17 protein-coding genes are annotated in these 21,218 nt (G+C 62.3%); 5 read left to right on the forward strand and 12 right to left on the reverse strand.

Annotated elements, in window-relative coordinates; translation table 11 throughout:
• Positions 1 to 8: 8 nt before the first annotated feature.
• A complete protein-coding gene (locus F7O44_RS06110) occupies positions 9 to 1,175 on the reverse strand; it encodes an aspartate aminotransferase family protein (RefSeq protein WP_222851109.1) in 1,167 nt (388 codons plus the stop codon).
• Between the two features lie 477 nt (positions 1,176 to 1,652).
• Between F7O44_RS06110 and F7O44_RS06115 the strand changes: the two genes are divergently transcribed.
• Positions 1,653 to 2,516: an IclR family transcriptional regulator gene (locus F7O44_RS06115; protein ID WP_162449193.1), complete on the forward strand. Its 864-nt coding sequence runs from the start codon at positions 1,653 to 1,655 to the stop codon at positions 2,514 to 2,516.
• A 246-nt stretch (positions 2,517 to 2,762) separates the two neighbouring features.
• Here the strand turns inward: F7O44_RS06115 and F7O44_RS06120 are convergent, their stop codons facing one another.
• From F7O44_RS06120 to F7O44_RS06140, 5 genes are all read right to left on the reverse strand, one after another.
• On the reverse strand, positions 2,763 to 3,917 hold the full coding sequence (locus tag F7O44_RS06120; protein WP_162449194.1) for a DegT/DnrJ/EryC1/StrS family aminotransferase: 1,155 nt from the start codon (positions 3,915 to 3,917) through the stop codon (positions 2,763 to 2,765).
• Entirely contained in the window at positions 3,914 to 4,879 is a 966-nt protein-coding gene (locus F7O44_RS06125; protein WP_222851110.1) for an SDR family NAD(P)-dependent oxidoreductase, read from the reverse strand. The genes F7O44_RS06120 and F7O44_RS06125 overlap by 4 nt, the downstream gene beginning before the upstream one ends.
• 149 nt (positions 4,880 to 5,028) lie before the next feature.
• Complete coding sequence (locus F7O44_RS06130; protein ID WP_246220838.1) at positions 5,029 to 5,607, reverse strand: TetR/AcrR family transcriptional regulator; 579 nt, start codon at positions 5,605 to 5,607, stop codon at positions 5,029 to 5,031.
• A gap of 519 nt (positions 5,608 to 6,126) precedes the next feature.
• Complete coding sequence (locus F7O44_RS06135) at positions 6,127 to 6,954, reverse strand: SDR family oxidoreductase (RefSeq protein WP_162449197.1); 828 nt, start codon at positions 6,952 to 6,954, stop codon at positions 6,127 to 6,129.
• A gap of 21 nt (positions 6,955 to 6,975) precedes the next feature.
• On the reverse strand, positions 6,976 to 7,848 hold the full coding sequence (locus tag F7O44_RS06140) for an IclR family transcriptional regulator (RefSeq protein WP_222851111.1): 873 nt from the start codon (positions 7,846 to 7,848) through the stop codon (positions 6,976 to 6,978).
• Positions 7,849 to 8,056: 208 nt separating this feature from the next.
• Between F7O44_RS06140 and F7O44_RS06145 the strand changes: the two genes are divergently transcribed.
• On the forward strand, positions 8,057 to 9,289 hold the full coding sequence (locus F7O44_RS06145; RefSeq protein ID WP_162449198.1) for a hypothetical protein: 1,233 nt from the start codon (positions 8,057 to 8,059) through the stop codon (positions 9,287 to 9,289).
• On the opposite strand, the gene F7O44_RS06150 is transcribed toward F7O44_RS06145, so the two are convergent.
• The 5 genes from F7O44_RS06150 to F7O44_RS06170 form a co-directional block, all read right to left on the reverse strand.
• Positions 9,286 to 10,836, reverse strand: a complete 1,551-nt coding sequence (locus F7O44_RS06150) for an MFS transporter (RefSeq protein WP_343073815.1) — start codon at positions 10,834 to 10,836, stop codon at positions 9,286 to 9,288. The genes F7O44_RS06145 and F7O44_RS06150 overlap by 4 nt on opposite strands.
• Complete coding sequence (gene rfbA, locus F7O44_RS06155) at positions 10,724 to 11,620, reverse strand: glucose-1-phosphate thymidylyltransferase RfbA (RefSeq protein WP_162449392.1); 897 nt, start codon at positions 11,618 to 11,620, stop codon at positions 10,724 to 10,726. The genes F7O44_RS06150 and rfbA overlap by 113 nt, the downstream gene beginning before the upstream one ends.
• 133 nt (positions 11,621 to 11,753) lie before the next feature.
• On the reverse strand, positions 11,754 to 12,344 hold the full coding sequence (locus F7O44_RS06160) for an SDR family NAD(P)-dependent oxidoreductase (RefSeq protein ID WP_162449200.1): 591 nt from the start codon (positions 12,342 to 12,344) through the stop codon (positions 11,754 to 11,756).
• Positions 12,317 to 12,556, reverse strand: a complete 240-nt coding sequence (locus F7O44_RS32275) for an SDR family NAD(P)-dependent oxidoreductase (protein WP_162449201.1) — start codon at positions 12,554 to 12,556, stop codon at positions 12,317 to 12,319. Before F7O44_RS32275 ends, F7O44_RS06160 begins: the two co-directional genes overlap by 28 nt.
• 15 nt (positions 12,557 to 12,571) lie before the next feature.
• Complete coding sequence (locus tag F7O44_RS06170; protein ID WP_162449202.1) at positions 12,572 to 13,642, reverse strand: AraC family transcriptional regulator; 1,071 nt, start codon at positions 13,640 to 13,642, stop codon at positions 12,572 to 12,574.
• A 439-nt stretch (positions 13,643 to 14,081) separates the two neighbouring features.
• On the opposite strand from F7O44_RS06170, the gene F7O44_RS06175 reads away from it, so the two are divergent.
• Both F7O44_RS06175 and F7O44_RS06180 read left to right on the forward strand, forming a co-directional pair.
• Positions 14,082 to 14,450, forward strand: coding sequence for a RidA family protein (locus tag F7O44_RS06175; protein ID WP_162449203.1), 369 nt, complete (start codon positions 14,082 to 14,084; stop codon positions 14,448 to 14,450).
• A gap of 20 nt (positions 14,451 to 14,470) precedes the next feature.
• Positions 14,471 to 15,346, forward strand: coding sequence for a carbon-nitrogen hydrolase family protein (locus F7O44_RS06180; protein ID WP_162449204.1), 876 nt, complete (start codon positions 14,471 to 14,473; stop codon positions 15,344 to 15,346).
• 79 nt (positions 15,347 to 15,425) lie between these two features.
• Here the strand turns inward: F7O44_RS06180 and F7O44_RS06185 are convergent, their stop codons facing one another.
• Positions 15,426 to 17,465: a carbamoyltransferase family protein gene (locus F7O44_RS06185; protein ID WP_162449205.1), complete on the reverse strand. Its 2,040-nt coding sequence runs from the start codon at positions 17,463 to 17,465 to the stop codon at positions 15,426 to 15,428.
• Positions 17,466 to 17,799: 334 nt separating this feature from the next.
• On the opposite strand from F7O44_RS06185, the gene carB reads away from it, so the two are divergent.
• Complete coding sequence (carB, locus tag F7O44_RS06190; RefSeq protein ID WP_162449206.1) at positions 17,800 to 21,198, forward strand: carbamoyl-phosphate synthase large subunit; 3,399 nt, start codon at positions 17,800 to 17,802, stop codon at positions 21,196 to 21,198.
• The last annotated feature ends 20 nt before the right edge of the window (positions 21,199 to 21,218 follow it).

Consider the following 21,218-nt stretch of genomic DNA (forward strand, 5'->3'; position numbering starts at 1 on the left):
ACGACGACTCACACCCATTCGGACATGGCCCGGGATATTCGTCCCAGTGCCAGGCTGAGCTCCTCGCGACCGTGAGACGCGGACACGTACCAGACGCCGCGAGCAGCCACGAGAACACCGTGCTCCACCAGTGCCTGCGCGAAGCGCGCATACGACATCAGGTCAAGTTGCTGAAGACTGCGGTAGTCCGTCACCTCGGCCTCGCCGAAGGAGACGTGGAAGGCGACCGGAAAGCCCTGGACATGCAGAGGCAATCCATGCGCCGTGGCGATCTCTTTGATCCCCTCGATCAAGGCCGTGCCGTGCTCTTCGATCGAATCGTAGGGAGGGTCCTTCCGAAGGCATTCGAGCGTGGCCTTGGTGGCGGCCATGGCCATGACCGAACCGTTGAACGTTCCGGAGTGGTTGACCTCTCCGGTGCCGAACCTCTCCATCAGCTCCGCGCGGCCGGCGAGAGCTGACACCGGCCAGCCACCTGCCATCGCCTTACCGTAGGTGGCGAGGTCCGGAGTGACGCCGAACCAACCCGCGGCGCCGCTGAGCCCGAACCGGAATCCGGAGATCACCTCGTCAAAGATCAGCACCACGCCTCGAGCGGTGCACAGCTCGCGGATGCGTTCCAGGTAGCCGGGCAGTGGTTCGATGACGCCGGCATTCACCATGACGGGCTCCATCAGTACAGCCGCGATCTGATCTCCCTTGCGCTCCAGAGCAGTGGCCACGGCGTCGGCGTCATTCCATGGCAGGACTATGAAGTCCTCCAGGTGACTGTCCAGTTGCCCGGCACTGGCGGCACCCCATACCCCGTTCTCACCGGGCTGGGTGAGGACATTGTCCAGCCAGCCGTGGTAATGCCCTTCGAACCGGATCACCCTGGTGCGTCCCGTGGCGGCACGGGCCAGCCGGAGCGCAGCTTGAACGGACTCCGTGCCCGATACACCGAAACGCACCATGTCCGGCCACCCCAAGGCCTCGCACACCGCTTCGGATGCCTCGATCTCCAGCTCGTGTTGTCCCCCGAACACCAGTCCACGACGTGATGCCTGGTCAACGGCGTCCAGCACGGCGTCCGGCGCATGGCCCAGGAATGCCGGCCCCTGCCCCAGCAGATAGTCGACGTAGTCTTCCCCGTCGACGCCGAACACCCGGGCACCCTTGGCATGCGAGAAGTACACGCGTGGTCCAGCCAGGCGGACATTCGAATGGACTCCTCCCGGCGTTCTCGCGGCGGCGCGACGGCCCAGCTTTTCGGACCGTTCATGTCGATGCGAACCAGGATCCATCGTCTCGCTCCCTTGGAGAATCAATGAACATGCTGCATATGCTGTTCCGCGAGCCAAAACCGATCATCCGCTAGACAGATCTAGTTAACCAGACCTTGCGACCGCGTCAAGGGGCCGCTAGGCGTGGTTTTCTCCCACCTTGCTCCAATTTGCATGGGTCGTTGTATAAGCAAATAGAACGACCATAAAAAGGGTGGATTGGCCCCTGGGTAGGCGCCACCGTACCCGCTAGACTTCAAACGCTAGATTCAACGTTCGAAACGGGTGCTCTGCCGCACAGCGCCTCCGGCAGAGCAGGGCGGAGCCTGCAACACAGAAAGGACTGTCATGAGCGCCGAGGCCAGGAACCAATTCACGAAGGTAACGGAGATGAGCGAACACTCCCCCGAAGATGGTCCGGACCCCACGGCAGACAACGAAACACCAGAGGAACAGACGGCGGCACACGGCCGCGACTACACGCAGCGCTCCGTTGTACGTGTGTGCTCGATCCTGAACATGCTGCAACGAGAGGTCGACGGCGTCTCGCTGAACCAGATCGTCGAGGCGACCGGGCTGGCCAAGCCGTCCGCGTTCCGCTACATGTGGACGCTCGAGCGGCAACGGTACGTGGAGCGGGACGGCAAGGGCGGCGCATACCGGCTGGGGCTTGGCTTCGCGGGACTGCAGTCTCGAAGGCTCGAAGTCCTCCGCGAGCGCGCCCGCCCGTGGCTGGTAACCATGAGCCAGGAGCTGGGCGAGACCGCCAACCTCGGACTGCTTGACAATCACGCTGTGCTCTATGTCAACGTGGTCGAGAGCCCCAGCGCGGTGCGGCTGTCCGCAACGCCGGGTCATCAAGCACCCCTCCACACCACGGCGCTCGGCAAGGCGATAGCGGCAGAGCTGCCTGAAGCGCGCGTGCGTGAACTGCTCGAACAGGCCGGCATGGAGAAAGTCACCAAGAACGCCATCACATCGGTCGACGACTATCTGAGCGAACTTGACCGCGTTCGTAAGGTCGGCTACGCGATAGACAACGGCGAGAATGACATCGACGGCCGTTGCGTCGCCGCGCCACTGGCGGGTACTCGAATGCCGGCCGCCATCAGCATCAGCGCACCCGCTTTCCGCCTGACCAAACGGCAATTGGCCGTGGTCGGCAAGCGGCTGATCGAGATCGCGAGCGAGATCACGCCACATCCGGATGAGATCCAGCTGGACAGTGATGCTGTCGGATCCGAGGAAGACTGACCCGGTCTGATCGCGCCGCTCGCTTGCCTCACCTCCCCCGGCGTATCAGGGGCGAGCGGCGCGAGTCCCGCGTCGAGGGCTGGCCGGCGCGGACCTTTGCATGCCGCCCACGCATAGGTTCGGCGCTAGCCAACCCTCGGCGCCGGTCAGCAGGCACTGACACCCGGCAACGTCTCAACGACAGGTGCACGTTCACCTTGGCCCCTCCCAGCGTGCGATCACTTGGTCACCCGAGTTGGGCGGTGGTCACGCTGTGTCGCGGTGGCCGCGGCTGCTGCCAATGTGGGCCGCGAGCGACGCCGTGACCGCCTTCTGATCGCCCTCGCTGAGATGAGCCGAGCTGGGGAGAGATACCCCGCGCCGGTAGATGTCGTCGGCGATTTCCCCGCCGATCCGATCCACCCGGCGATAGGGCCGCTGCCGATGCAGCGGCGGCCACAGCCGGCGCAACTGGACTCCGTCGCTTCGCGCGGCTTCGACGACGCCGTCCGGGTCGATGCCGGCGTCGTCGATCAGCACCGAGTACAGCCAGTAGGACGGATGGGCCCACTCCGCATGCGGCGCCAGGGTCAGGGGCAACCACCGCAATGCCTCGGCGTAGCGCGCCGCGATAGCCCATTTTGCGCGTAGCCGCTCGGCCAGGCACTCGACCTGAGCCGTACCGATTGCCGCGGCCAGGTTCGACAGCCGGTAGTTGTACCCGACAGTGTCGTGGATGTAGCCGGGTCCGGCCATCTTGGCCTGGTTGATCAGATGCCGCGCCTCGGCCGCCATGGCGTCGTCGTCGGTGGTGATCATGCCGCCGCCACCACTGGTGATGAGCTTGTTCCCGTTGAACGAGAAGCACCCCAGCTTTCCCGCCGTGCCTACCTGGGACCCAGCCAGCTCCCCCGCCGTCCATGACGCGCCCAGCGATTCCGCGGCATCTTCCACGATCTCGATCCAGTAGCTGTCCCGCAGCTCCAGAAGCGGCTCCATGTCCACCGGGTGGCCGAGTACGTGGACTACCTCGATGATGTCCGGGATCGGCCTTCCGTGGTGAGCGCGACGCACCACCTCGTCGCGCAAGAGCTCGGTGTTCATGTTCCACGTGCGGGGCTCGCTGTCGACCAGGAGCAGGTCCGCACCGGTGTAGGCGACGGCGTTCGCCGATGCGATGAAGGTGAAGTCGGACACCGCCACCATGCGGCCGACGTGCGCACCAGCCAGGCGCAGCGCCACATGCAACGCCGCGGTGCCGCTGGCGCAGGCAATGGCGTGCCGCGAGCCGACAACGGCGGCGAAGCCGCGCTCGAACCGCTCGACGAACGGGCCGACGGACGATACGTAGCCGCTGTCAATGCATTCTTGGAGGTAACGGCCTTCATTGCCGCTCAGTGTCGGTTCCGCGAGCGGGATCATCGCTGATACCTCACAGCGCGCTCGGGATCGATGCGCGGTTCCAGCCAACGGGCGGTCTCGGCGAGGCCGTCGCGCAGGCTGCAACTCGCCTGCCAGCCGAGCTCTTCTTTGGCCTGGCTCGGCTCGGAGAGCAGCACCTGGACCTCGCTCTCGGCGGGACGTAGCCGTTCCCTGTCGGTCACCACCCGCGCCCGTCGGGCTGTCACCTCGCAACAAAGGTCGAACAGCTCACCGATCGACACCGCGTGCCCGGTGCCCAACTGGATAAGCGACCCGGGTGCCAGGTCGGACGTCGCCATCCGCACAAAGCCATCAACTGTGTCGGTGACGAACGTCAGGTCCCGGCGCGGCCACAAGCTACCCAGGCGAACTTCTTCGGCGCCGGCCAGCAACTGCCCCAGGATGGCCGGGATGACGGCCCGGGCCGACTGACGAGGACCGTAGGTGTTGAAGGGCCGCAGCGTGACAACGTCTATCCGAAAAGAGCGGGCGTAGGCCTGGCACAACTGATCGGCTGCGATCTTCGATGCCGAGTACGGCGACTGCGCTTGGATGGGGTGTCCTTCGGTGATCGGCACCGACTCCGGTGTCCCGTAGACCTCGCTGGTTGAGGTATGCACCACGCGCACCGCGCCCGCCTCACGCACGGCTTCCAACACGTTCAGCGTTCCGGTGATGTTGGTGTCCACGAACGACTCGGGAGCCTGGTAGCTGTACGGAATGGCTACCAGCGCGGCCAGATGAAACACCACATCGACATCACGTACCGCCCGCCGTACGGAACGGGGATCACGAATGTCGCCGAGCTGGAGGTCGACGTCGAACAGCCGCTCCGGCTCGAATTCGTCAAGCCACCCATAGGAGCCGTTCGAGTTGTAAACACAGAAGGCCCGCACCCGCGCCGCCTCGTCGAGCAGGCGATCGACGAGGTGGCTGCCGATGAATCCGTCCGCACCCGTCACGAGGACACGGAGTCCGGATAGTCCAGATGATCGGTCTGCACACAAATCGGCCCCTAGCGTCTGTCTGGGTCTCTAGGGGCCGGTCCGTCAATCTGCTGCCCCGAGTTGATTTTTGTTATTCAGCAGACCACGAGGACAGGGGCCGAGTTCTACACTCGGACCGCGACGCCGTCGAGAAAGATACTCATGACGTGCTCACAGACCTCGCCTGGGGAGAATTCTTCTCCCGGCCGGTACCAATGGTAACTCCAGTTGATCATGCCGAGAAAAAAGAGCGCCGCCAGTCGCGAGTTGGTCTCACGGAATATCCCGCGGCGGATTCCTTCCTCGATCTGGACTTGCACAAGCTCCTCGATACGATCGCGCTTGCGCTGGGCCTCTCCGCGAACCGTTTTGGGCAACTCGAGTTGATTCTCATAGGCCACTCGCAGAAAGCCCGTCTTGGTTTCCAACACCTCCAGGGTGCCGGCCGCGAACTCCCTCAACGCAACGCGCGGATCGGCCTTCCTTGCCGTGTCGTGTTCGAGACGAGCCGCGAGGCGCCCGACGACGTCCTCGTGGATGATGGCCACGATGTCTGCCTTGCTACCGAGGTAGTGATACAGCGTCGGCTTTGCAACCCCGACGGCTTCGGCGATGTCGTCGACGCCGCTACGGTAATAGCCGCGCTGCTCAAAGAGCTCGGCGGCGGTTCGAGCAATCTGCTGACGGCGCTCCCCTGCACTCATGGTGTTCACACCGTACTCCTGGGTGATCTTCTGGGCGACGGTGCTCGTTCATCTAGATCAGATTTCTTCGCTGAAGGGCATACAGGTACGGACCACCGCTCGGCGGCCTGAAACATGGGGTTTCAAAGACTCGCCGAAAGCGGACTACGGATATCCCGTGGTCGATGATGTTGCGGGCAAGCAACATAGATCAGAGGCCTAACCGTTCCACAGCCGGCTTCACCGCCCTGGAGGCGGCTCAAATCTCCTCTCTTGACATTGCAGGTTGATGAATGGGGCGAAGAGGTCTACGGTGATATCCATCAACCTGGGGATGGGCAAGCCGCAGTGGCGGCCTTGGGAGTTAGCCTGGTTGTCGCCTATCTGGCGCGACTGGTTCGGGCTTCCCAAGGTCGCCACAGCCTGCTTTGAGGGGCCTTAGTTCCGCGCGGCCACTGCCCGAATGCGCCCGAGTCCGCTAATAAGTCAGTATTGATCTGACTTGGCCGGAAATGGTCAATGTACACGGAGCCATCAGGTTCACCACGCCGTCCAGCCGCCGTCTACGACGATTTCAGCGCCGGTGATGAAGCTGGCTTCGTAAGAGAGCAAGAAGTTCACCACGCCGGCGATCTCATCGGGCCTCCCCAGACGGCCCAGCGGCGTCGCCTCAGCAAGAGCCTTGGCCTCCTCGGGCGTGACCCACCCGACATCGATCATCCCGGGAGAGACGGTGTTCACCCGCACGCCCATCTTTGCCCCGGCCACGGCCAGTTCCCGAGACAGCATCCGCAGCGCGCCCTTCGACGCCGCATAGGACACACCCCGCACAGGCCCGTCCGGCGTCTCGGCAGGCAACCGTGACCCGTAGAACTCACTGTTGAGGGCAACACTGCCGTACACGGACGAGATGTTCACGATGGCACCACCGTCAGCGTTGGACATGCGCCGCATAGCTTCGAACGACAGAAAGGCGGCAGCCTCAACGTTCAGCGCGAAGTTGTCGCGCCACTTCTGCAGGTTCTGATCCAGCAGGGGTGCAAGGTTCGACTCGCCGGCGTTGTTGACTAGCCCCCAGAGTGGTTCGCTGCGCTCGTCAACGGCCTGCAGTATCGCGCCCCGCCCCTCCTCCGTTGTCACGTCCGCCGCCACCGGCACGGCACAGCCGCCCCAGCTCACCATCAACTCCGCCGTCTCGTCGAGGAGCTTTGCGCGACGCCCCGCTATCACACACGTATAGCCAGCCACCGCGAGGCGCTCGGCAGTCACACGTCCTATTCCGCTGCCAGCTCCCGTGACAATCACCAGCTGACGCTCCGACGGATCCACCATGTCCTCCCAACACCACCCGAAGGCTGTGATCGACACCCATATCCTGAGCCATCGCGGCTACTGGCTCTTCCTCTCCGTGAAGGATTGAACGGTTGCTTGTAACGCCTCGGCATACTCCGGCACGTCGTCGAGGGCGAAGCGCGACGCGGGCGCGGAGATGCTGATCGCCGCATGCGGCGTCACTCCGCGCAAGGCAACGGCGACGCATCGACCGTCGTCATCGTTCTCACAATCGTCCAGCGCGTAGCCCTGCACGCGGACCTTCTCCAATTCGGCGCCGTAATCCTCCTCGGTGGTGATGGTCCGCGGCGTACGGCGCGGCAGCCCTTCCAGTTGCAAGATGGCCTGGACCTCGTCCGCATGCAGGCTAGCGCCGATGACCTTGCCCAGCGCCGTGCAATGCAGCTCGTCACGATCTCCGACCCGGGCGGCCTGCCGAACACTGTGTGGACTCTCGACGACCTCGACATACGAGACATGGCAGCCGACGAGCACGCCCAGATTCACCGTCTCCTCGAACTGATCGCGCAGACGGGTCATGTGCGGCCGAAGCCGATCACTGAGGGCAATCAGGCGGTCATCCTGTGCCGGGAGAAACGCGGGACCGATCCGGAAAAGTCCAGTCGCCGGATCCTTTAACACGTAGCGACGTTCGAGCAGGGTACATAGGAAGCGATAGGTAGAGCTCAGTGGAAACTTCGCCCCGTCAGCCAACTGCCTGAGCGTGAGCCCTTCAGGCTCCTCCTGAATCAGATCAAAGATGTCACACACGCGCTGTACCGCTCGGATCGAATAGCGCTGACTCTGCGGCAATTCATCATCCATGTCAAGACTCCTACCTGGATGGATCCAAGAGAACACGAGGGCCGGCCAGAGCACGGCGGCAGCCTGACTCACATGGGATGCAAATGACGGGATCGTTGCACTCAATGAAACCATGAAAGTGCCGCGGCGTACAGCTGCGCCACGCGCTCGCGATCCGACGATGCCGGCTCGCCGCACCAGGCCATCGGCCGGACGGCCTGGCAGTCTAACGATCCGCTATCACCTGGGGCCGTCACGTCGGCAGCTGTTGACGTAAACCGACCTGGCCCTATTATGAAAGAGAAATATCGTCAACCGAAACGTGCGTGAGATCATGTCCATCGGATTTCGATCGTTCCTCAGCGTTGACGAGGGTGAATCGCTCATCGACACCGTCGTCCAACACGTGCAGCAATGGGCCGACGTCAAAGAGGTCGACGTTCCGGCAGACGCGCCTGGGCGCTCGGTACGTTCCCAGAACGACATCATCACCGTCCTCCGCGAAGGTGTCGAGGGTGGCGAAGCCTATCGGTGGCGCCGCGATCACCCCCTCGCGCGAAGCACCTCTGAGATCCGGCGCACGTCGATCACCGCCGTCGAGTCCCCCGACCGGCCGGGCTGGATCTGGACCGAGATCGAGGTTGGAGCCAACACCCAGTTCAGCTGGTCGAGCCACTCGACATTCATGTCGGTGCCAGGCTTCCTCCGGTCGCTGATCGCTACTCTCCCCTGCTCCGACGGCAAAACGCCCGCCGCAGCGGAGCCACAATGGATCACGCCGGGCCACCTGCCAGACATGATGGATTACCTGGCTGATGACTCCAGGCGAGGCCCGGTGCTCGTCGCCAGCCAAGCCACCAAACCCGAGGAAGAACTGCAGGAGTGGGCCACTGAAGCCTCGTGGGAGCTCGTCGGGCTCGGCTCAATGTTCCTGCTGTCACAGGACGCCGAACCTGAGTTCAACGAGATGGTCGGCCGGCATCACGCCGTTTTTCCGGGCACCGTGCGCACGTACGCCCCCAACCTCAACCTCGATGATCCCGATGACTCCAGGAGACATCGCACCCTCAGCCGCGAACGCATCGAAAGCAGCACCGCCAGGCGCATCGCACATATGTTGGGCCTCGCGCAACGAGACCGTGCGTCTCGGATCCCCGTCCCAGACGAGATCCAAGCTGTGCACCAGGTTCTCACCCTGAAAGAAGACGATCTGGTGACTCTGTCCAGCCTTCCGAACGGCGCGGCCGCACCTGCGCCGGCATTTGACGGCCACGGTGCGCACAAGGTGTCGAACGGCTGGACCGTCACGCCGCAGCGCGTCGCCCACACAGAGCCAGCGCTGTGGTCCGAAACGGATGAATCGGTCCGGGCGCTCCAAGCCCAGAATGCCCAGCTGCGGCAGCAGGTCGAGTTACTGACGCAGGTGGCCCACAGCTACCAGACGTGCGAGGCGGCAATCATCACCGCGATCCAAGCTCTCGGCGAAGAGATGAAAATGATCCGCAGCGGAGCAGCGCCGAACGCAACCAACGGCGCCCAGCACACCGCCGCAGCCCCGCGCGGCTAGTGATGGCCATGCACTGTCGTGCGTAGAGGCTTCTCCTTGATGAACACGACGCAGATGAATCCCACCAACACGATCGCTGCGGTCACCCGGAAGGTGGAGGCGGTGGCGTCACCGTAGGCAGCCTGAACCACCGATGCCTGTGCTACTCCGCCGGCCATGGAACCGGTCACGTGGTTGGCGAACACGGCCCCCAACACCGACACGCCTGCGGCTGCTCCCAGCAAACGGAAGAACATCACCATCGACGTCCCAGCTCCAAGGTCACGGTGGGACAAACTGTCCTGAGCAGCGATAATCAAGTATGGAACCGAAGCTCCGATCCCGAAACCGAGAACCGCGGCGTAGACACCAATGAGCCACAATGATGTCGCCCGATCGATCGTGCCCAGCAATCCCAGTGCGACGACGGCGAGCGCTGCGCCCATCACGACATTCCTCTTCCAGCGGCCGGCTCTCGCGACCAACCGCGAACAGACCAGCGTCGTCAGCACCATGGCCGCCATCATCGGCAGCATCATCAAACCTGACTGTGAGGGAGCGTAGCCGCGAGCGATCTGAAAGTACTGTGCAACAAACGCCCATGCACTAACGATTCCCACCTCAAGGGCCGCGCTTGCCACTACCACCAGGACTATCGTCCGGTCCCGGAAGAGGTGCGGTGGGACCACTGGGTCAGCCGCACGTCGCTCAGCGACCACAGACAGGAAGATCGCGCTCGCGCTCACGCCGAGCACGGCCGCGCTTGGCCAGCTAAGCCAGTCAAAGCTGCCGCCGCCCAGGGTGATCCACACGAGTAGGACGCTGATGCCGGCCGGAATCAGCAAGGCCCCATACCAGTCAAGCCTGGTCTCCGCCGTGGTAACCGGCACCTGTAGCGTCTTCTGCAGCAGGACAAGAGCAGCAATGGCGAGAGGCGCGCCCGCCCAGAAGCACCATCGCCAACCCAAGAATGGCACGTCGATGATGAGGCCGCCCAGCGGCGGGCCCGCAACCGTCGCGCTAGCACCAACTGCAGCGAGGTAGCCCAAATACCGACCCCGACTCCGAGCGCCTATCACCGTGGCGATCACAATGTTTGCCAAGGCGATAAGACCACCGGCCCCAAGACCCTGGATTACCCGGAATCCGATGAGTGCCCCGGTGGTGGGCGAGAGACCGGCCAAGATCGTGCCGGCAAAGAAGACCGATAGCGACAGCTGCACGAGGAGCTTCTTGCTCATCCGGTCGGCCAATTTTCCCCAGATAGGGCCACTCGCTGTGGCCGCCAGCAGTGTCGCTGCTATGACCCAGGTGTACTGACGCTGCTCCCCGCCAAGCTCATGGACGATACGTGGCAGCGCATTGATCACAATTGTCCCGGACAGTGCTGCTGCGAACATCGCCAGTAGCAGGCCCGACATTACTTGGCGGACCTGCCGTGGTGTCATCGTCTGATCAGGCCACTCCACGTATGGCGGCGCCGCCAGCAGATCGTGCTGTCTCCATGACGTACTCGCCGTACCCTGTGTTCGCGAGTTGCTCGCCGAGGCGATAACACTGATCAGCATCGATCAGCCCCTTGCGCAACGCGATCTCTTCGATACACGCGATCCGTACGCCTTGGCGTTCTTCAAGCGTCCGCACGTACTGGCTTGCTTCAAGGAGCGACTCGGGCGTTCCTGTGTCGAGCCAAGCGAATCCTCGTCCTAAGTCGATCAGACGCGCCCTTCCTTGCTCGAGGTACAACCGATTGACGTCAGTGATCTCCAATTCGCCGCGGGCGGAGGGCGCCAGTTCGCTCGCGACGCGAAGCACGTCGTTGTCGTAAAGATAGAGTCCGGTGATGGCACGGTTCGAACGGGGACGCTGCGGCTTCTCTTGGATCGAGACGAGCCTTCCGTCGTCATCCACCTCCCCCACCCCATACCGCTGAGGGTCCACCACCGGGTAGCCGAACAGCACGCAGCCTTCGACGTTGTCAGACACACTCATCAGCAGTCCAGAAAAACCGGGGCCGTGGAAGATGTTGTCACCCAGGATCAGCGCTACCGGGTCTGGGCCCACGTGATCTGCTCCGATGATGAAGGCGTCCCCGATGCCGCGAGGCTCCGACTGTTCGGCATAAGTGAGGTTGATGCCCAGGTGCGAGCCGTCACCGAGTAGCCGTGTGAACTGTGGCCGATCCTCGGGTGTCGTGATGATGAGGATATCCGCGATGCCGGCGAGCATCAGCACCGACAACGGGTAGTAGATCATTGGCTTGTTGTAGACGAGAGTGAGCTGCTTAGAGACGCACAGCGTGGCTGGATACAGGCGCGTTCCCTTTCCGCCAGCAAGGATGATGCCCTTCACAGTCGCCCCTCCAGTGACCTTCGCCCAAGCACGGGCCATGGCATAACCGTGTCAGGCTCAGGTTTGGCATGTCAGGGGGCGGGTTCAGGATGCTGCACCAATGCGGGTCGCGTGCGAATGCGTAACCTCGGGCTTAAAGCATGACCCATCCGCCATCTACACAGATCGTTTGGCCAGTCATGAACGAGCTGCCAGGGCCGACCAAGAAGTTGACAACGTCCGCGACATCCTCTGCAGTCCCTCGACGCTGCAATATCTGCAGCTCTAGCACAGTCTTTTCGACCTCAGCCTCGTCGGCGAACGTCTCCTTTTCCGCCTCGGTGCGGATGGCGCCGGGCATCACGCAGTTGACCCGCACACCATGGGGGCCGAGCTCCCGAGCGAGTGACCGGGTGAACCCGATAACGCCGGCCTTAGTCGTTGCACAATGAAGCGAATCGGGTGCGCCTACTTTGGCGAACACGCTACTGATAGTGACCACGCTCGAAGGCGGTGGGTGGTCGCGTGACCTGACCAGACGACGGGAGCACAGGAACGCGCCCCTGAGGTTAACAGCCATCATGCGGTCCCATTCCGAATCGGTGATTTCGGTCCAGCTCAGCCGCGCCATCGTGGCCGCGTTGAGTACAAGGGCATCGACGTAGCCCAGCTGCTCCTCAATGTGCCCGAACATGGCGTCGACTTGGTCCGCGTTGCTCACATCCGCCTCGAAGACCGCAGCCATGCCCCGTTGGACTGAATGTCCGACATAACGCCAGTTGCGGCCTCGACCATCCGCTCATCGGGATAGCTATTGATCGCCAGTGTCAGACCATCGGCAGCGAGCCGCCGAGCCGTGGCGGCACCAATCCCTCGTGAGGCACCCGTAACGAGGGCAACTCGAGGCCGAGCGTTCTGTGCCAAAGGCTCGCTAGCTGTCAGGGTTTGCTGGTACACGGAACCTCCATTTCGTCATCGTCGCGAAGACCGAGCTCGGCACAACGTCTCGGAAGGGCGCTCACCAAAACGCTCTTGGTATCTCTTGGTGAAATTGCCGTAATTGTGGAAACCCATCTGAGCTGTAAGGTTACGGATGCTCACGATGTCATGTGACGCTTGAAGTAGACGTTCGCGCGCAAGGTCGAGGCGAACATTCCTCAAATGCGCCATCGGAGAAGCGCCCAAATGCTCGCGGAAGGACTTCTCCAACATCCGCTCACCTATCCCCGCGTGAGCTGCGAGAGACTTGCTCGTGTAATCCCATGTCGGATGGTCCCTGATGATGTTCAGGGCTCTTCGCAGATATCGCGGGTAGTCGGGTGGCCAGCCATATGCCGTGTCGAGATACTGGCCTGCTCCATCATCTAGCTGCGTCATGCGGCGGTCGTAGTTATGCGCATGCACCGACAACAGCATCTCCAGCAGAGCGGCTTCGTATTGTTGCTCCCTTCGCGGAATGTTGATGAGGGTTCCCGGCGTGTCAAGTTCCCGGTGGAGAAGTTCCCACATACGCCACCAGCTCTGTGCATGCCCTTGTCCAAGGTTCAGCACACGCTCGAACCGCAGCGGCTCAAGAACTGGTTCCCCGGTCAGATCGGCAAGCATCTCCTCGAATGCCACACGAGTTGCACGAAGAACCGAAAGCTGAAGCCTCTTCCCCAATTCCATGGACACGCGATCTGCCTGCGTGATCACGACCGCGCGACCCAGCTCAAGATATACGTACTCGCCGCCGATAAATAGGTCTGCCGTGCCGGACAGCGAGGTCAGAACAGCGTATTCGTCATTCACCACCTGGAACTTCAGTTTGGCCGCGCGACTGAACTCGACACAACTGACAACTAAGCCTTGCGATTGCGCCGTACCTCGCAGGTGATGCCAGTTCACCTGCGCTTTCAGGGCCGCAGATCCGCGGCCTCTCAGCACCGACACGTCCCACTGCAGCGCACGGAACAATGCCTTGCGGATGTTGTCCACTCCCATCGGGCGGCGAGATTCTCTACTTCCCAGTGGCAATGGGTCCACGTGTTCGTCGTTCGACACTGCAACCTCCTCGGTCGAGCAAGTCCAGCAAAACGGAACATACGTTTTAAATTTCTTTCCGATCATCATAAAAGTCGCGGCTCAGCGTTGAGGCGACCTTCGCCGACGCCGCTACGCCAGGCCGCACCCAACCACGGGCTGCCGCGCCAGCCTGCGTCATGCTGCGCTGGACCGTCCGCTGATATTGGAGGCCGCTGGAATAGACAGGTAGAATCGGTCATGCGCTGGCCATTCACAGAGTGGCCGATTTCTGAACCCCACCCCGACACACTCGGGCGGTAGCGACGCTAAACCGCACCCCGCTACGCTCAACCGAACTACGTTACCGTTATGTGATTGTTATGAAACGAATACTTCATTGGCCTTGTGCGAAGGGATGCCATGCTTTGGGCATGCCTCGACGCAATCCAACGAGTTCCGTGGACATGAAGGGATCCCTATGACCAGCGCCCCCCGAGCCGATGGCAACACGGCAAACTTCTCCCCCGCAGTACTCGCCGGAGGGCTGATCTTCGTGTCCGGACAGGCGTCGGTCGACGAGGCCGGATCGATCGTGTCGGGCACGTTCTCAGAGGAGATGGACCGCTCGATAGACAATGTCCGACGTATCCTCGGCGAACACGGGCTGGATCTCGGAGATGTCGTCAAGGTTGGCGCCTACGTGCAGGATCCGGCCGACCTTGTCGAATTCAACAAGCGCTACCGCGACTTCTTCGCCCCACCGCTGCCGGCGAGAACAACCATCACCAGTTGCCTCCCGGACACGATCAAATTTGAGATCGACGTGGTGGCCGCAGTACGGACGTGATGGGCACAGGAGTTAGGGACATGGCATCCACCGAATCGCTCACGATCGGTCTGGCGCAGACGCGACAGACCGACGACATGGAGACCAACACCGCCGCCATTTTCCGGTTCGTCGAGCAGGCCGCCCGAGCGGGCGTTCAAGTGCTGTGCTTTCCTGAGACACAGACTGTCGGCTACCGAGTAGATATCACCGCAGCTGATGCGCCTGTGCCAGTACAACAGCTCCAGGACGTGCATGGTCGACTCGCCCAACGTTGCGGCGAGCTCGGAATGGCATGTGTGTTGGGCACGGAGATCCCACTTCCGTCAGATCCAACCGGAGGGAAGCCCTACAACTCGGCGCTGGCGATATCTGAGCGTGGTGACCTCCTCGGCACGCATCACAAGACTCGTTTGACGCCGCTCGATGCCGTGGCCTACTCACCGGGAAGCAGTTTCGAGACGTTCGAACTCTTCGGAGTAACTGTCGGCGTAGTGATCTGCTACGAAGGTTTCCGCTTCGCCGAGACGACTGAAGAGTGCGTTCGCCAGGGCGCTCAGCTCGTCTTCCATCCGCAGAACAACACCACGCGGCCGAACGACTGGAAGCTTCCCGTCCACCACGCTCTGATCACCACACGTGCCGCCGAGAACACCATCTGGTTCGCCAGCTGCAATGCGAGCCTTGAGCCGCACCAGAACTGCGCATCAATGGTTGTCGCGCCCAACGGCACAGTTCACGCGCAATCAAGCCTGAAACAGGAGGAATTGGTGGTCGCCGAGATCGACCTCAGCCAGGCAACGCGAGCCATGTTCCTCGGAGACATGGAGACGGCCGCTGAAATGCTGTTCGCGGAAACCGTCAAACGTGATGAGTTTGCGAGCGCTCTGGACGCACCACGCCGCAATCCTCGCTGATGTACAGGGTGAGTGCCAGTCCCCGGAGCAGGCACTCACCCGGCTAGCTCGCCCCAACTGGAACTTCGAGCTACGGTCTTCACTCCGGCGTGAACGCGACAAAACGCTCTTGCCACAGTTCGTACAGCTCCCTCTTGCCTTGATCAGTCAAGCCAACAACGGTCTCAGCGAGTTCCCGAACAGTGGACGAGCCGTCAACTCTCTCTAGGAGTGAGAATACTGCGGCCGAAACGTTGGCCCGCCGCACAGCCGGCGAATGGTCCAGCACAATCTCATATGTGACGGCCCGGCCCCCCGACCTAAGCATGCGCGTGCTCTTGGTCAGTTTGACAGCTGGCATGAGGCGAGGGACGAGTTCTTCAAGTTGCGGATCAGAGCTGCGCCGCCGTACCACGAACCCCTCGATCACCAGAACGTCCAGCTCGGTTGTCAAGAAACATCGGAGACAGTCCTCCACTGTCTGCACGATCGGTTCAGCATTATTGTTGAACGACGTGTTGAGCAGTACTGGTGTACCAGTCAGCTCACCAAACGTACGGACGAGCCGATAGAACGTGTCGTTTGCGGCTGGATCGATGACCTGTATCCGTGCCGTCCCATCGACGTGCGTCACCGCCCCAAGTTCGTCTCGTCGATCTTCACAAACGGGAACGACGTAGGACATGAAGTCATAATTGGCTCTGGTGTCCGGTAGGTCGAAGTACAGCGCCGCAGCCTCTGGCGTCACTACCGGCGCGAACGGCCTGAAGCTCTCTCGCTTCTTCACCATGGCGTTGATCCGGGTCTGGTTCTCTTTAGGCCGAGGATCTGCCAGGATGCTGCGGTTACCGAGCGCGCGAGGACCAAACTCCGATCTCCCGGTCGCCCAGCCAACAACTGCTCCATCGGCGAGCAGCCCTGCGGTCGTGGCGACAACGTCGTCCGGCCGGGTGTAGTCGACTACAGCGCTCCATTCTTCGAGCTTCGTGATGACGTCGTCCTCGCGACCCAAGCTCGGCCCCAGGCTTGCCGTGATCAGCCGTGGTTGGGAAAGGACCTTGTCTCCCTGCTGATGTGCAACCCCAAGGGCAGCGCCCTCGGCTGCGCCACCGTCGTGAGAAGCGGGATGGATGAATACTTCGTCGAACAGCCCTGAGCGCAGCAAGACACCGTTCAAGGTGCTGTTGTGCGCGACCCCGCCAGAGAAGCTCAGCTTGGACAGCCCTGTCTCACGTGCCCAGTGGGAAACAACGTGCAGCACGATCCGCTCTATCGTCCGTTGCATTCCGGCGGCCAGGTCCATGTGTTGCTGTGTGAACGGCTCGCCCTTCTTCCGCGGAATCAAGCCGTGCGCGATGCAGGTTCGAGCCACGTGGTTCGCAGCGAGATCCCTCGGATCAAATGCCTGATTGGGCGTACGGTGGAACAGCTCATACTCCCCGCCGTCCTTCAACTCATAAAGAGAATCGAAGATGTCTTCGTACACGGCGGGGTCACCATGCGGCGCCAGCCCCATGACCTTGTACTGATCACCGAACCCATACCCTAAGAAGACCGTACTTGCTAGGTAGAAGTTTCCGAGCGAGTTGTGTATCGAGTAGCTATACAGCTCCTCGAGACCGTCCAGCGTGCCACGGTAAATGGTTCCCGAGTGCTCCTCACCTCGGCCGTCCATGACTACGATTAGGGCTTCATCCATCCCCGAACGAGTAAATGTACCGATTGCGTGGCACAGATGGTGTGGCACATAGATTAGCCTGTCATCAGGAATCTTCCAGCCGAACTCTTCTTCGAACCACTGCATCGTAATCTTCCGTGCCGAGAGGATATCCCCTTGGCGTGGGAACACCCATCCTGCGGCCTTGTGTGGCTGGTTGATATTGGCGTCGAGCCACTCTTCAGAAAAATAGAAACCCACAGCATCAACGTCATCTAGCGACACGTTCTCCTCTTCAAGGCAGGCCCGGACTGCATGAGTCGGATAGGACCAGCCGTACTTGACGCGGTTCAACCTCTCCTCCTCCACTGCGGCGATGAGGTGCCCGTCCCTCACGAGACAGGCCGCACCGTCATGCAGGCCGAGAGGATAGCGGACACCCTTATATTCGTGGTAACCACCGGTTATTCCGAGCACAAGCATTCTAGCCGTCCTTAGAAGTCACGTTCATTCGACAATATGACGCTATTGACACCTACCTTTTGCAATTCTCTATTGTCCTAGCCAGGGTCGACGATACAAAGGTGGCATGTTATGCCGTCTCCCCAGGCAGCACATGAGCTTGCATGATCGTGACTGCTAGCTGCGAAGGTATCGCAGAAGTCCCGCCTGAAACAGGCTCACTATGCAGATGCCAGTGTTTGCTCAAGGATTGACTGGTCAACTCTTGAGCGCGTTGCCCGTGCAGCGCATTAAAGGACCGGCAGGTACGAAATGGCGGTATTCACAGTGTGGAATAGCGGCAAGCAGGCATCTGATGCCGCGGCGTGGTGATGTTTCGAGTGTGTTGGTGATCGGTTCTGGGCCGATTGTGATTGGGCAGGCGTGTGAGTTCGATTATTCGGGGACGCAGGCGTGCCGGGTGTTGCGGGCTGAGGGTCTGCGGGTGGTGCTGGTGAATAGTAATCCGGCGACGATTATGACCGATCCGGATATCGCGGATGCGACGTATGTGGAGCCGATCACGCGTGAGTTTGTGGAGCGGGTGATCGAGGTTGAGCGCCCGGATGCGTTGTTGGCGACGTTGGGTGGGCAGACGGCGTTGAACGCGGCGGTGGCGTTGCATGAGGCCGGTGTGCTCGAGCGTCACGGTGTGGAGTTGATCGGGGCGTCGATCGATGCGATCCAGCGTGGTGAGAACCGTGAGTCGTTCAAACGCATTGTTGCTGATATCGGGGGTGAGACGGCTCGCTCGGCGATCTGTCACTCGATGGACGAGTGCCTCAAAGCCGTGGAGGAGTTGGGTTACCCGGTGGTGGTGCGTCCGTCGTTCACGATGGGTGGCGCCGGTTCGGGGATGGCGTTCGACGAGGAGGATCTGCACAGGATTGCCGGTTCCGGTCTGGCGTTGTCTCCGACCACCGAGGTGCTCCTGGAGGAGTCGATCCTCGGGTGGAAGGAGTATGAGCTGGAGGTGATGCGTGACCGGGCGGACAACGTGGTGATCGTCTGCTCGATCGAGAATGTCGATCCGATGGGTGTGCATACCGGCGATTCGGTGACGGTCGCGCCGGCGATGACGCTGACCGATCGCGAGTATCAGGTGATGCGTGACCTCGCGATCGAGGTGATCCGTGCGGTGGGGGTCGACACGGGTGGGTGCAATATCCAGTTCGCGGTCAACCCTGTGGATGGCCGGATTGTGATTATTGAGATGAACCCGCGGGTGTCACGCTCGTCCGCGCTGGCGTCGAAGGCGACGGGATTCCCGATCGCGAAGATCGCCGCGAAGGTCGCCCTCGGCTACACCCTCGACGAGATTCCGAACGATATTACTGGGGAGACGCCGGCGTCGTTCGAGCCCACGTTGGATTACGTGGTGGTGAAGGTGCCCCGGTTCGCGTTCGAGAAGTTTCCCGCGGCCGACACCACACTGACGACCCATATGAAGAGTGTGGGTGAGGCGATGGCGATCGGGCGGAACTTCACCGAGGCGCTGCAGAAGGCCATGCGTTCGATCGACAAGCCCGGTACGGAGTTCGACTTCACCACCCCGGCTGCGGGCAAGAGTGAACTGCTGCGTCAGGTGGCGCGGCCGTACGACGGGCGGCTGCGTGACGTGGTCCTGGCCCTGCGGGCCGGGGCGAGTGTGGATCAGCTGTTCGAGGCCACGCGGATCGATCCGTGGTTCCTGGACCAGTTGCAGTTGTTGTGCGAGGTCGCTGACGAGGTCGCCCGGGTGGAGCACATCACACCGGAGTTGCTGCGCCTGGCCAAGCGTCATGGTTTCTCCGACGCGCAGATCGCGCGGATGCGGGGCAGCCGCGCTGATGTCATCCGGGGGGTGCGCGAGACGCTCGGCATCCGGCCGGTGTTCAAGACGGTGGACACGTGTGCGGCCGAATTCGCCGCGACGACGCCGTATCACTACTCGTCGTACGACGAGGAGACCGAGGTCGCGCCGCGGGAGAAGCCCGCGGTGATCATCCTCGGGTCCGGGCCGAACCGGATCGGGCAGGGCATCGAGTTCGACTACTCCTGCGTGCACGCCGCCCTCGCACTGCATGACGCCGGCTACGAAACCGTGATGGTGAACTGCAACCCCGAAACCGTCTCCACTGATTACGACACCTCCGACCGGCTCTACTTCGAACCCCTCACCCTCGAGGACGTCCTCGAGGTCGTGCACGCCGAGTCCCAGGCCGGGCCGGTGGCCGGGGTCATCGTGCAGCTGGGCGGGCAGACCCCGCTCGGGCTCGCGAAGGCGCTGGAGGCGGCTGGGGTGCCGATCGTGGGCACCACCCCGGCCGCTATTGATCTGGCCGAGGAGCGTGGCGCGTTCGGCCGGGTTCTCGCTCAGGCGGGGTTGCCGGCGCCGAAGCACGGGATGGCTTCGTCGTACGAGGAAGCCAAAAAGATCGCCGCCGACGTCGGGTATCCGGTGCTGGTGCGTCCGTCGTACGTGCTCGGCGGGCGCGGGATGGAGATCGTGTACGACGAAGCGTCGCTGTCGGACTACATCACTCGGGCTACCGAAGCCTCGCCGGAGCACCCGGTCCTGGTTGACCGGTTCCTCGACGACGCAGTTGAGATCGACGTGGACGCCCTCTACGACGGCGAAGAACTCTACCTGGGCGGGGTGATGGAACACATCGAAGAGGCCGGGATCCACTCCGGTGACTCCGCCTGCGCGCTGCCCCCAACGACACTCGGGCGCGACGAGCTGCTGCGCATCCGCGCCTCCACCGAAGCCATCGCGAAAGGCGTCGGGGTGCGCGGCCTGCTGAACGTGCAGTATGCCCTCGCAGGCGACGTGCTGTACGTGCTCGAGGCCAACCCCCGGGCCTCGCGGACGGTGCCGTTCGTGTCGAAAGCGACCGCCGTGCCGCTAGCGAAGGCAGCCGCCCGGATCATGCTCGGTGCCACCGTGGCGCAGCTGCGCACCGAGGGCATCCTCCCCGCCGCTGGTGACGGCGTCGACTGGCCGGCCGATGCGCCCGTCGCGGTCAAAGAGGCCGTGATGCCATTCAACCGGTTCCGCACCCCCGACGGGAAAACGGTAGACACCCTGCTCGGACCGGAAATGCGCTCCACCGGTGAGGTCATGGGCATCGACCACCTCTTCGGCGCCGCATTCGCCAAATCCCAAACCGCGGCGTTCGGGCCACTACCCACCTCGGGGACCGTGTTCGTCTCACTGGCCAACCGCGACAAACGACACATGATCTTCCCCGTCAAACGCCTCGCCGACCTCGGATTCACCATCATCGCCACCGCCGGCACCGCCGACGTGCTCCGCCGCAACGGCGTCAACGCCGAAATCGTCCGCAAACGCTGGACCGGCCACGAACCCGACGGCACCCCCACCATCATCGGCCGAATCCTCAACGGCGACGTCAACCTCATCATCAACACCCCCACAGGAGCCACCACCGCCGGCAACCCACGCGCCGACGGCTACGAAATCCGCACCGCCGCCATCCAAGCCAACATCCCCTGCATCACCACCGTCCAAGGCCTCGCCGCCGCCGTCCAAGGCATCGAAGCCCTCTGCACAGGCACGCTAGACGTCCGACCACTACAAAGCAGGAATAGGCCCGTGGATCGCAACGCCGACATTCGGCGTTGCTCTGACGACGCCCGGTTGAGCCTCGAAGGACCTTGTCGCACGCTACAAGCCGACACAAGAGCAGCGCTACCGTCTTCGGAACAATAAAATCGAGCTCGCGACGGAAC

The organism is Phytoactinopolyspora mesophila (genome assembly GCF_010122465.1).
Classification (GTDB): Bacteria; Actinomycetota; Actinomycetes; order Jiangellales; family Jiangellaceae; genus Phytoactinopolyspora; species Phytoactinopolyspora mesophila.